11 protein-coding genes and 2 pseudogenes are annotated in these 11,630 nt (G+C 31.2%); 4 read left to right on the top strand and 9 right to left on the bottom strand.

The genetic code is table 11. The annotated features are described in order from the left end of the window. A pseudogene (locus ABI549_RS12050) lies at window positions 1-797 on the top strand (penicillin-binding protein 1C); the annotation flags it as partial. A gap of 519 nt (window positions 798-1,316) precedes the next feature. Here the strand turns inward: ABI549_RS12050 and ABI549_RS12045 are convergent. From ABI549_RS12045 to ABI549_RS12035, 3 genes are all read right to left on the bottom strand, one after another. Beyond that, entirely contained in the window at window positions 1,317-2,138 is an 822-nt protein-coding gene (locus ABI549_RS12045) for a hypothetical protein (protein WP_348076712.1), read from the bottom strand. A gap of 287 nt (window positions 2,139-2,425) precedes the next feature. Then, entirely contained in the window at window positions 2,426-3,970 is a 1,545-nt protein-coding gene (locus ABI549_RS12040) for a ribonuclease E/G (RefSeq protein ID WP_348076711.1), read from the bottom strand. A gap of 380 nt (window positions 3,971-4,350) precedes the next feature. Further along, the gene (locus tag ABI549_RS12035; RefSeq protein WP_348076710.1) at window positions 4,351-4,644 is read right to left on the bottom strand and encodes an HU family DNA-binding protein; all 294 of its coding nucleotides are present in this window, start codon (window positions 4,642-4,644) and stop codon (window positions 4,351-4,353) included. A 129-nt stretch (window positions 4,645-4,773) separates the two neighbouring features. Between ABI549_RS12035 and mutY the strand changes: the two genes are divergently transcribed. The 3 genes from mutY to gldD are packed head-to-tail and all read left to right on the top strand — an operon-like array spanning window position 4,774 to window position 6,848. After that, on the top strand, window positions 4,774-5,805 hold the full coding sequence (gene mutY / locus ABI549_RS12030; protein WP_348076709.1) for an A/G-specific adenine glycosylase: 1,032 nt from the start codon (window positions 4,774-4,776) through the stop codon (window positions 5,803-5,805). Between the two features lie 40 nt (window positions 5,806-5,845). Then, a complete protein-coding gene (gene ssb / locus ABI549_RS12025) occupies window positions 5,846-6,268 on the top strand; it encodes a single-stranded DNA-binding protein (RefSeq protein WP_348076708.1) in 423 nt (140 codons plus the stop codon). Window positions 6,269-6,278: 10 nt separating this feature from the next. Beyond that, window positions 6,279-6,848, top strand: coding sequence for a gliding motility lipoprotein GldD (gene gldD / locus ABI549_RS12020; protein ID WP_348076707.1), 570 nt, complete (start codon window positions 6,279-6,281; stop codon window positions 6,846-6,848). Window positions 6,849-6,851: 3 nt separating this feature from the next. Here gldD and ABI549_RS12015 read toward each other — a convergent pair whose 3' ends face one another. The 6 genes and pseudogenes from ABI549_RS12015 to ABI549_RS11990 form a co-directional block, all read right to left on the bottom strand. Next, entirely contained in the window at window positions 6,852-7,196 is a 345-nt protein-coding gene (locus ABI549_RS12015; RefSeq protein WP_348076706.1) for a heavy metal-associated domain-containing protein, read from the bottom strand. Between the two features lie 140 nt (window positions 7,197-7,336). Next, window positions 7,337-9,442, bottom strand: coding sequence for a peptidylprolyl isomerase (locus ABI549_RS12010; RefSeq protein WP_348076705.1), 2,106 nt, complete (start codon window positions 9,440-9,442; stop codon window positions 7,337-7,339). 96 nt (window positions 9,443-9,538) lie between these two features. Then, entirely contained in the window at window positions 9,539-9,733 is a 195-nt protein-coding gene (locus ABI549_RS12005) for a hypothetical protein (RefSeq protein ID WP_348076704.1), read from the bottom strand. 13 nt (window positions 9,734-9,746) lie between these two features. After that, window positions 9,747-10,295 (bottom strand): LPS export ABC transporter periplasmic protein LptC, encoded by a 549-nt coding sequence (gene lptC / locus ABI549_RS12000; protein ID WP_348076703.1) that lies wholly within the window; start codon window positions 10,293-10,295, stop codon window positions 9,747-9,749. A gap of 9 nt (window positions 10,296-10,304) precedes the next feature. Then, window positions 10,305-11,540 (bottom strand): outer membrane beta-barrel protein, encoded by a 1,236-nt coding sequence (locus ABI549_RS11995; protein WP_348076702.1) that lies wholly within the window; start codon window positions 11,538-11,540, stop codon window positions 10,305-10,307. After that, window positions 11,537-11,630 (bottom strand): annotated as a pseudogene (locus ABI549_RS11990) (pantothenate kinase); the annotation flags it as partial. The gene ABI549_RS11995 and the pseudogene ABI549_RS11990, both read right to left, overlap by 4 nt.

The following is an 11,630-nucleotide window of genomic DNA, read 5'->3' as shown; positions in this document are numbered from 1 at the left end:
GGAAATTTTATGACAGTTCGCTAAAAATCGCTTGGAAAACAGGAACCAGTTTTGGTAATCGAGATGCTTGGGCCATTGGTACAAATGCTAGATATGTGGTAGGAGTTTGGGTAGGAAATGCTTCGGGCGAAGGACGACCAACGCTAACGGGTGTTACAAGCGCTGCTCCTATTTTGTTTGATGTATTTAATTTGTTACCAAGACAAAAATGGTTCGATACGCCTTTATTAGATTTGACAGAAGTTGAAGTTTGCAAACTCAGTGGTCATTTGGCACAAGAAGATTGTCCGAAAATAAAACAATATGTTTCCCTAAAGGGAAAAACAACGTCTATTTGTCCGTATCATAAAATGGTTCATTTAGATAAAACCGAAAAATATAGAGTAAACAGCAGTTGCGAAAATGTAGAAAATATTGTGACCAAAAAATGGTTTATTCTTCCTCCCGTAATGGAATGGTATTACAAAAGCCAACATGTTGACTATTTGCCTTTGCCACCTTACAGAAGCGATTGTACAGGAACACTAACTCCTTCAATGGATTTTATTTACCCAAAAACAAACAGTAAAATATATTTGACTAAAAATTTTAATAGCGAAATACAGCCTGTAATACTAAAAATAGCCCATTCTAATCGAGAAACGGAAGTCTATTGGTATGTAGATAATGTATATAAAGGTTCGACCAAAACGTTTCACGAAATGCCGATTATGCCAACCGAAGGTTTTCATTATATCACCGTAGTGGATGAAAGTGGTTATGAAATTAGAAAGAAAATTGAGATTGTGAGGGAGTAAATGCGAATCGAGGGTTAATAAATTTTCCGTATAGTCTGTTTACTTAATAAATTCATTTTCCCATTTTTGATATTTCTTTTCATACAATTTGCAGAAGATCGAAAACAGTTTTTAATGGCTTCCCTTTCTGAAACAAAAAACACCCTATTTCTATTTTCCATCCGTTTACCCGATGTACATTGTAGTGTTCCGTAAATTTTGTATCAATGTTTGGCTTATTCCCTTCATTACTTGAAGTAATGTTTTGTGTTTGTCCATTCTAGGAAATTAATGATATAAGCAGAAAAGTGATTACTGTTAACCGTGTCGAAATTGTTTTAAAGTTTTTCATTTATATTACTTTGTTAATAGTTTGGGTGAGGTCTGTTTGAGTTGCCGCTAAAGTGTTTGCGATACACTAGGTTTGGGATTAAAGATGCCAAATTTTTCAATTAAACATAAATTTCCCAAATACAAAACCAACTTTAAATTCAGCTTAATGCCCAAATCTCGTGTAGCGACTGTTGTGTGATGGCTATTTTACCAAATAATTTTATCGCTTTTAGAATCATAACTTTTACTATCGAATGTTTCAACTTCTACAAATTTTTTGTCAGAAACTCTTTTGAATATAGATTTTCTTGCGGCAAAAAACTGTATTTTATTATCAACTGCTTCTTGCCAAAGTACAATGTTCGTTCCGCTAAATTCAGATTTGACACTTGCGTAAATAATACCATCTATTTCTGGAAATTGTTCTTTTATGTAGTTTGAATATGCGCAAGTTATTTTGTAGTTTGATTTATGCTTTTCTAAATCAAGTGTAAATTCATTAGCTATAAATTCATTTAATATTTTTACATCTTCAAAATGTTCGCTGTCTTCAAATTTATTATTATAATCTTCTTTCAATTTGTCAAATTCACTATTAATTCCAATATTTTGATCATTTGGTAAAATAACTGCAAGTTTTAAGTTTCGAGTTACATTCCAAGTTCCAATAGTTAATGTTTCTTCTTTACTTTCTTCATTTCCACGAAAGACAGAAACAATTTCGTCTATTCCTGTACTTTGATTGTTATTATCGTTACAATAAAAATAACCCTGTCCGGGTTCATTTAATCTTCCAAAATTATTTATATTCAAAATATCTTTTCTGTATGTTAATTCTTCTGAAGTTTCAAAAAAATCCTGATTTTTATTATGCTTTCTGTATCTAATTAACTTGAATGGTTTAAATTCTGAATATACAATTGGGATTAGTTGATTTTTTAAAATGTTTTTAATGTGCGTATAACTTGCGATAGAATTGTCTTCTTTCAATTCTTTTAATTTAGCAATAATTTGTTCGGATACTCTCATATTTTTTTAGCTATCGCACAACTTCTATACATACAACACTTCATAGTGTATATTCACCCAAAATTAGAGGTTTATGCGCTATAAAATACCGTTTTTCAAATGTATTAAATATTTTTTATAAATCATTAGACGGACTTTTCCTTTCCTCAATTATTCCTATTGCATTTTTTTTAAACGAAATAGTTAAAGAAAGTCTTGAAACATTAAAAAAAAAATTTGAGCAAAAATAAATATTTACCAAAAATAGAAGCAAAAAAAAACGCCAATCATAATGATTGGCGGTTTTATTAATCTTTAATTTCCTTTCCTTGGTTATCATTAAAATGATATTCAAGGTACGTGTACGAGTCACGCGGGATAATTTTTATCCATTTTTTATATTCAAAAAACCATTTCGAACGTATTGATGGAAATCCTTTTACAAGGTAAGCAGCTATAAATGGGTGTACATTAAGTACTACTTTATTATGCAACTTTATAATTCTTTCTAAATCGGAAGCAATTCTGTCTATAATTAAAATAGGCGCTTCAATGTCACTATTTTCATTATTAGGATTCTCTTCACGAGTTTCAATATTAACTTCTGGTCTAACTCGTTGTCTAGTAATTTGTACTATCCCGAATTTGCTAGGAGGCAATATTTTGTGTTTTGCTTTGTCGTCACTCATTTCTTCTCTTAAGAAATCGAATAGAATTTTACGATTGTCCGGATTAGACATATCTATAAAATCGACACATATTATACCGCCCATATCTCGCAAACGCAATTGTCTTGCTACCTCAGCAGCTGCAATCATGTTTACTTCGAGAGCTGTATCTTCCTGATTGGTCGCTTTATTAGAGCGGTTTCCGCTGTTCACATCGATAACGTGCATGGCTTCGGTATGCTCGATAATGAGGTAAGCACCTTTGCTCATGGAAACGGATTTACCAAACGATGTTTTTATTTGTCTTTCGATACTGTACTTTTCAAAGATCGGAGTGTCTTTCGACTGATAAAGCTTTACCATTGATTCTTTACTAGGAGCAATTTGTTGAATGTACTCTTTCGTTTCATTAAACAGCTCTTCATCATCTATAATAATCCCGCTAAAAGTATCGTTAAAAACATCTCGTAATATTGATGATGCTCTGTTGAGTTCTCCTAGCACTTTTGAAGGATGATGGGCTGTTGGGATTTTTTTGCACATTGATGTCCATTTGTCCACCAAGTTTTGCAAGTCTTTGTCTATTTCTGCAACTTTTTTGCCTTCTGCTACTGTACGAACAATAACACCGAATCCTTTTGGTTTGATAGATTGTACAAGACGTTTTAATCTGTCTTTTTCTTCTTTAGATTCTATTTTTTGAGAAATAGAAACTCGGTCTGAAAACGGGACTAAAACAATAAATCTTCCAGCAAGTGAAAGCTCTGAGCTTATCCTTGGACCTTTAGTAGATATTGGTTCTTTGACCACTTGTACAAGAATTGATTGATTTACGGCAACTACATCGGTAATTGTACCATCTTTATCAATTTCTTTTTCAAATTGGAAACTTTTAAGGGAGAAATCTTTTATTTTACCTGTTGTTACAAGTTTTATGAATTTCAGTTGTGAAGCTAGATTAGGTCCTAAATCATGATAATGCAAAAAGGCATCTTTTTCGAAGCCTACATTTACAAAAGCAGCATTAAGACCAGCAACTGGTTTTCTTATTTTGGCAATAAAAATATCGCCTACTTGAAAATTGCTTGTTTCTTCTTCTTTGTGTAATTCAATTAGTTTTCCATCTTTTAATAAGGCAAAATCTACAGCTTCAGAACTAGATCTAATAATCAATTCTTTATTCATGTGTAAATTTTTATCTGTACTTTAGAAAATAGAAAATAGAAATAAGAAAATAGATTTTGAAAATCTAAAATCTGAAATCTAAAATCTAAAATTTATTTACAGATGGATTAAACATTACAGGTATTTACCCGACGAAAAGAAGACTTTAAAATAATAAACACTAAGATAATTGAACAGTTTTCGTTTTATCTTTTCGTCTTTTATCTATTTGTCTTTTTCTCAATTTCAATGAACGTTTAAAAAGAAAAAAGTAGTTTAAAACTACTTTTTCTTTTTGTGACGGTTAGCTCTTGCACGTTTTTTACGTTTGTGCGTTGCTACCTTATGTCTTTTTCTTTTTTTACCACTTGGCATAATGTGTAGTTTTATTGATTAGTAATTTATTTTGTTGTTTCATTATTCGTTTTAACCCCTTCTACAAATACTTTAGCAGGTTTAAATGCTGGAATATTGTGAGCAGGAATTTTAATCGTTGTGTTTTTAGAAATATTTCTTCCTGTTTTTTCAGCTCTAGTTTTTACAATAAAACTCCCGAAACCTCTTAAGTAAACATTATCACCAGTTTCTAATGAATTTTTTACTTCTTCCATAAAAGTTTCTACTGTAGCCTGTACATCTCCTTTTTCTAGTCCTAATTTCTCTGAAATTTTCGCTACGATATCTGCTTTTGTCATTTTAATACGTAATTAAGTTTATGTAATTTTTTGAGGTTGCAAATATATAAATTAAATAAACAATATTTCAAGCTAATTGATTAAAATTTAATCACATAAAATTTTATTTTTGCTAACCAAATAATTATAATGAATTTTAGTAAAACATTAACAACGTGGTATTTAGAAAATAAACGCGATTTACCTTGGAGAAAAACAACGGATCCTTACTTTATTTGGCTCTCCGAAATCATGTTGCAACAGACAAGAGTTGCACAAGGTTTACCCTATTACAGGGCTTTTACAAAGGAATTTCCAACAGTTTTAGATTTAGCTAATGCAAGTGAAGAAAAAGTGTTAAAATTGTGGCAAGGACTAGGATATTACTCTCGTGCAAGAAATTTGCATGCCACCGCAAAACATATTGCTGGAAATTTGAACGAAATTTTTCCTCAAGATTATAAAAATTTACTCAAATTAAAAGGTATTGGCGAATATACTGCAGCAGCTATTGCCTCTTTTTCTTACAATGAAGTAGTTCCAGTTGTTGACGGAAACGTTTTTCGCGTGCTTTCGCGTTATTATAATGTAGCAACTGATATTACATCTGCAAAAGCAAAAAAAGAGTTTACACTGTTAGCTCAAGAAGTAATTAGCAAAGATGATCCAGCCTTATTTAATCAAGCTATTATGGAGTTTGGTGCTTTACAATGTGTCCCCAAAAACCCTAATTGCACTATTTGCCCTCTCAACTCGAGTTGTGCTGCGCTTTCTTTGAAAAAAGTTAATGAATTACCCATAAAAAGCAAGAAGGCAAAAGCAAAAAACAGGTTTCTAAACTATCTTTTTGTATTAGACGATAAAAACAAAACCACAATTAACCAAAGAACAGCTAAAGGAATTTGGCATAATTTATATGAATTTCCATTGATAGAAACCGAAACATTAGAATCTGAAGAAGTTGTTTTAGAATTAATTCGAAATAAATTTGATGATATTTCTGAAATTATTCTAATGGAAACAGAAACAATAACACACAAACTAACACACCAGCATTTACATATTAAATTTTGGAAAGTTAATAGAAAAACTACAATAGAAAACGGTCTTGGTTTTGAAAATCTAAATAAATTCCCTTTTCCAATTGTACTTCACAATTTTATAGAGAATAATAAGTTTTAATTAAAATGACTTATCTTTGGTATTCTCAAATGAATTCATAATGAACGGAACGTTAAATAAAGTTATGCTAATAGGTTATCTTGGAGAAGATATAAAAATGCATTATTTTGATGGAGGTAATTGCATAGGAAGGTTTCCGCTTGCAACAAACGAAGTTTATATTAATAAAACTACTGGTGAGAAAATAACTTCGACTGAATGGCACAATGTTGTTGTGCGTAATAAAGCAGCCGAAATTTGTGAAAAATATTTATCTAAAGGGGATAAAATATATGTAGAAGGAAGGATAAAATCTAGACAATGGCAAGCTGAAGACGGAACTACAAAATACACAACCGAAATTCAAGTTACCGAATTTACATTTTTGAATACTAAAAAAGATTCTGAAAACGTAAAAACACAATCTGAAGCTCCAAAAACAACAAGTTTCGATTCTACTATTGAAAATGATTTGCCTTTTTAAAACTCAAACAATGCTTAATAAATATTTTACCTTTCTTTTACTTGTTTCAATTACAATTTGCATTATTGGTTGTAAAGACGATGTATTACCAAAACCTAAAGCTTACTTAAGCCTAGATTACCCCAATCCTATTTATTCTAATTTTGACAAAACATGTGGTTATACTTTCCAATACAACACAATAGGTAAAGTTGTAGACAAAGGAAATTGTAATTTTGATATTGATTATCCAAGTCTTAAAGCAACTGTTTATCTTAATTATAAGCCAGTAAACAATAATTTAAAACAGTTGTTACGTGATGCTCAAAAACTAACCTATGAACACGTTATTAAAGCTGACGGAATAAGCGAACAACCTTATGCTAACAAAGAAAGAAAAGCGTACGGTATGTTTTATGAAGTGGGCGGAAATGCTGCTTCTCAGTCGCAATTTTATTTGACTGATAGTACTAAACATTTTTTGGTAGGTTCAGTTTATTTTTATGCAAAACCAAATTATGATTCAGTTTTACCAGCTGCTGCATACATAAAAAATGATTTACGCATTTTGATGGAAAGCCTGAAGTGGAAACAAAAGTAAATTTTATTTTACGCCAGACACTTTATAAGTTTTACCATCAGCAACTGCCTCTACAGTTTCCGTTAATTTTTCTGCTGTTTGTATATTTCCATCATATTGAATTGTTGCCATTTTTTTATCAAAATCGACAGAAGCTTTTTGTACGCCATCAAGACTTGCTAGTTTATTTTCTATTGTTTTTGCACAACCCATTGCGCAGGTCATACCTTCAATTTTGAAACTTGTTGTTTCTATCTTTGCAATCTCTTTTTTTGTAGTCTTTGTTTCAACTTCTCCTTGTTTTTTACAACTTACAAATGCAATTCCTATTAAAAGAAAAAATGCTAATATTACTTTTATATTTTTCATGCTTTTTTTTGAAATTATTATTTGACAAAATTACGGAAAAGAGTTTGTATAATTATGAATATTTGAAACAAACATTGACATACTATAAACGAAAAAATCCCGACTAATCGGGATTTTTGATATTTACAACTTAATTCTTTCTAGTTAAATTGAGCTCTATTATCTTCGATAGTAGCATCTTTCTTAAGTGAATTGTAAACTCTTCCTTGTACAGATCCTTTAGATTGTCCGTTTAGTCTAGTTACAATGTCTTTGTAATCCTTAGCAGCAGGTGCCTTAGTGCTAGATTTTACTTTGATTTTGAAAACTCCAGAAGCACCATCGATTGTTTGAGAAACAACTCCTGGCTTAAGTGAAAATGCAGTCCCTACAACTTTAGGTTCTGCACCAATAGTTTGTATATAAGAATTTGCAGCAACTACATCTAAAGCTTCTTTTACAGGAGAACCTGTTGCTTTAGAAACTGCTTCAAGCGTAGAACCAGCCATTTTAACCTTAATTAATTCTGCTTTCTTTTCGTTCCTTAATTTTGACCCTATTGCAACTTTCGCATCTTCTATAGATAATAAACCAGCTTCATTTATTTTTTTCAAACGAGCCACTACGTGACCGGCAGGAACATTGAAACGTTTTACTTCTCCTTCTTTTGCGCCAAATGCCCAACGAACGATTTCTCTTTGATTTCCTACTCCTTGAACGTTTTCGTCCATAGCCAATACTTTAGCAACTGGAGCAACTGTTAGTTTCATTTCTTTTGCAGCAACATCAAATGCTTTTTCGTTTGCGGCCATTTCAAATTTAGTTGCAGTCGTAAATACTTTATCACTTGTTGTTTCAGACGGTGCGATTTTTTGAGCAATTGTAGCCAAACGAACTGCGTCTTGCTTGTCTGTTACATTAATAATATGAAAACCAAATTCAGTTTCTACCAGTCCTATCTTTCCTACTGGATTTGAGAAAACGAAATCGTTAAACGGTTTTACCATTTGACCTTGACTAAAATAACCCAAATCTCCGCCTTGTTGAGCAGATGGATCATCAGAGCTAGTATATGCTAACATCTGGAATGATGATGGATTTGCTAAAACTTGAGACAATAAAGCTTCTGCTTTTGCTTTTGCTTGCTCTTTTGTTCTTTTTTCTCTTTGGTTTTGAATTTTCGTTCCTTCATAGCTAATTAAAATATGACTAGCTTTTGCATTTGCGTTTACTTTTTTTCCTAAATTCCTAGAAAGGCAATAGTAATCACCAAAAGTGTAAGGTCCGTAGACTTGTCCAGATGCTAAATTAAATAATGCTTCTGCATGTTCTGCTGGCAAATCTTTTTTAGCAACATAAGTTGAATCGTATTTTATATCTGAGTTTGCATTTACAAACTCTACTAAATTTGGAGCATTTTTAAATCCAACTTTTGCTTCGTTTACAGTTGTAGTTACTGGATTATCTTCAACAGAGTTCAATAACCCGTTTACTTTATCTTCTATTACTTTCTTATCTTCTGGAGATGCTTTGTCTTCTATTAAAACAAATTCTAACTCACGAGATTCGTCAGCTTTGTATTTCTTTTCGTCTTTTTTCATAAAAGCGATTAGTTCAGCATCTGTAAGTTCAACTTTTTTATCTTCTATAGTTGAATAAGGAACAGAAACTACATTGAAACTAACTTTATTATTTTCTAACTCATAGTTAAATTTTGCTTCTGCTAGTGTTGTATAAAAACCTGATTGAATCATAGTGTTATACATTTGCTCCGTAGTAGATTGTGTTAATTGTTTTTCATAATCCAACCATTGTTGCCATCTTTCAGGTGATGAATTCTTTATAGACGCAATAAATTCGTTAAATTTTGCTTTGTCAAACTTACCTGCAGCATTCAAAAACTGTGGATTTTGCGCAAACTGAGGATCTTCTTTAATTACATTAATTAATTGATCGTCACCTATACGTAAACCTAATTTCTCACATTGCTTTTCAAGCAAAACTCTTCTTACTTCTTGATCCCAAACTCCATTTGTAGCTTGCATGATGGACATATTTTGTCCTTGTTGGCTTTTTTGAGCCATATCAACTTTTCCTCTAAATTCTTCAAAAGGAATATCTACACCATTTATAGTTCCTGCGTTTCTAGATGTTTTTCCAAATCCTCCATTTTCGATTAATGCACCTATTATGAATGCAAATAATGCTAATCCTACTATTGCGACAACTAAAAATGATTTTTGTCTAATTTTTGATAAAACTGCCATTTTTTAAAAATATTTTTTTATTCAGTGAGCGAAAATACAATTATCTATCAAATAACAAAAGGCTTAACCTTTTATTTTAATAGAAAGTTCATTTATTTATTTATTTTGATCTTGATTGTCAAATTTTTTAGCAAATTTTCTTCGAAAGAAAAACATAAAAATTGCAGTGGCAGCAAGTATAAAACTCAAATAAGGCATGTCTGTACCTGAGTTTAATTTTGAAAATCCATCGTATACAAAAAATATTCCTGCAACTAGGTAAACGTATTGTGTGTATTTTAAATAATTCATCTTTTCTGTTTTTTTAAATACTATAAACTCCTGTTATCTTTTGAGTGTCTAAAACCTTGAAATCTTTACTAAAATCTATACCTAATCCGTCTATGACACTTCCTTTATTCGTAAATTTATATGCTTTTTGTGTGAAAAACCATTCATTTTTTTGGTCATAATATAATTGTTCTGTTTCTAGAACTTTACCATCATGTGTAGTGATTTTTACTTTTCCACTCAAATCGATTAAATTAGAGCTTGTGTATGAAATTGCATAATTTGATGTTACAAAACTTTTGTTTCCTTGCTCGTCATATATCGTAACTTTTATTCCCTTTGGAAACTCCGTAAATGGAAATTCTAACTGGGAATAATCTAACATTTGTGGGGAAATTAAAATCGCTTTAATCCTGCCTGAATCGGTATATTTTAGATTAAAGTCTTTAGCTTCGCCTACTGGACTAAACTCTAGGACATTTATTTTTCGAACTTCATTTATATTACTTTCGCAAGAAATAAAAAAAAGTGTTGCTACAATAAGTAACAGCACTTTTTTTATTATTTGAAATTCTTTTTTCATTATTTATTATTAATCGAATTTGCGCTTTACAAACCATTTGTCATTAAATGACATTCCAATAGAGATATTTAAATAGTTCTCACGAATAAGACCTGCATTTGTTGTTCCTCTTTTACCGTATTCTAATCCCAGATTAATATTAGAAAAAGCACCACCCACAGGCAACCCAAGTCCTAAAGTAACTGCGGAATCATTTATAGATTGATTATTAATTACCAAACCTGTACTCTCAGAACGAAGACCTGCTCTGTATGTTACTTTGTTAAAATAGTTTGAAAAAGAATTATAGTTAGGCGTATAATAACCTCCTAATGAAAATTTAGTCGCATTTTCGAATGAAACGTTAGAAGCATACTTATTCCCAAAATCACTTTTTCCTTGAAAAGTCGATTCGAATCCAACAAACCATTTTTTAATTTCACCAATTCCCGCTCCGAATGATAATTTAGTTGGTAATTTTATTTTTGAATCTCCTACTAAAATATCTTGTGAATCCCAAACTCTTTCCAATCCAGAAGATGAATAAGTAATTACTGCTAAATTTCTTTGATTAGTAGAATTTAAACTAGTAGAAGGAGAAAGTGTTAAACTTGAAACTAAGTCATATTTTTTAAATTTAGTTTTATACATCAAACCTGCATTGAAAGTAACTCCACTATACTCATTAGTGTTTAATTCTCTAGATCCGTATTGAGCATTAGATATAAATGCTGTAGAATTTGCTTCAATTTTACCAAAATTATATGCAAAATCCGCACCGACACTTAGTTTAGGAGTAATCTGATATCCCGCACCTACAAAAACCTTATTTACACCACCAGTACCTGAATATCTAGAACCAGTTCCATCTGCCTCTATCTTTTCAAGTTTATATCCAACAGATGAATAGGGCATAATCCCTAAACTTAAACCCACTTTTCTTAAAGGGAAAGCCATAACAAGATAATCTAAAGATGTTCTTCTTGCCTTTTCAGAACTAGAAGCGCTATTTAAGGATTCCTTATTATACGTTCCTGCAACTCCAAATGAAGTCAATTTTAATGCTGACAATGATGCTGGATTTTGCAAGTTTACATGAATACTATCTGGCAAAATTCCCAAACCTCCCATAGATTTATTTTCCACAGTTCCTTGAAATTTTATGTTTCCAATTCCATAAAATGAATATGGAGATGCCGTACCTTCTTGTGCAAAACTATGAAGCGAAAGCAGAATAAAACTGCTTAATAAAAATTTTTTAATCATTTTTGATATTGATAAAGATTGTTCAAACTCTCCAAAAGAAAATTTGAATTGGCAAATATGGTATTTTTTAATCGTTTAGCCAAAAAATTA

The organism is Flavobacterium sp., from assembly GCF_039932285.1.
In the GTDB taxonomy this organism is placed as follows: domain Bacteria; phylum Bacteroidota; class Bacteroidia; order Flavobacteriales; family Flavobacteriaceae; genus Flavobacterium.
The sequence above is the reverse complement of the archived record's forward strand: the minus strand, read 5'-3'. Positions and strand labels throughout refer to the sequence as shown.

What these genes read in the sequence shown, in the direction of transcription:
- ABI549_RS12045 (WP_348076712.1), bottom strand. Translation starts at nt 2,138, where the DNA reads ATGAGAGTATCCGAACAAATTATTGCTAAATTAAAAGAATTGAAAGAA.
- ABI549_RS12040 (WP_348076711.1), bottom strand. Translation starts at nt 3,970, where the DNA reads ATGAATAAAGAATTGATTATTAGATCTAGTTCTGAAGCTGTAGATTTT.
- ABI549_RS12035 (WP_348076710.1), bottom strand. Translation starts at nt 4,644, where the DNA reads ATGACAAAAGCAGATATCGTAGCGAAAATTTCAGAGAAATTAGGACTA.
- mutY (WP_348076709.1), top strand. Translation starts at nt 4,774, where the DNA reads ATGAATTTTAGTAAAACATTAACAACGTGGTATTTAGAAAATAAACGC.
- ssb (WP_348076708.1), top strand. Translation starts at nt 5,846, where the DNA reads ATGAACGGAACGTTAAATAAAGTTATGCTAATAGGTTATCTTGGAGAA.
- gldD (WP_348076707.1), top strand. Translation starts at nt 6,279, where the DNA reads ATGCTTAATAAATATTTTACCTTTCTTTTACTTGTTTCAATTACAATT.
- ABI549_RS12015 (WP_348076706.1), bottom strand. Translation starts at nt 7,196, where the DNA reads ATGAAAAATATAAAAGTAATATTAGCATTTTTTCTTTTAATAGGAATT.
- ABI549_RS12010 (WP_348076705.1), bottom strand. Translation starts at nt 9,442, where the DNA reads ATGGCAGTTTTATCAAAAATTAGACAAAAATCATTTTTAGTTGTCGCA.
- ABI549_RS12005 (WP_348076704.1), bottom strand. Translation starts at nt 9,733, where the DNA reads ATGAATTATTTAAAATACACACAATACGTTTACCTAGTTGCAGGAATA.
- lptC (WP_348076703.1), bottom strand. Translation starts at nt 10,295, where the DNA reads ATGAAAAAAGAATTTCAAATAATAAAAAAAGTGCTGTTACTTATTGTA.
- ABI549_RS11995 (WP_348076702.1), bottom strand. Translation starts at nt 11,540, where the DNA reads ATGATTAAAAAATTTTTATTAAGCAGTTTTATTCTGCTTTCGCTTCAT.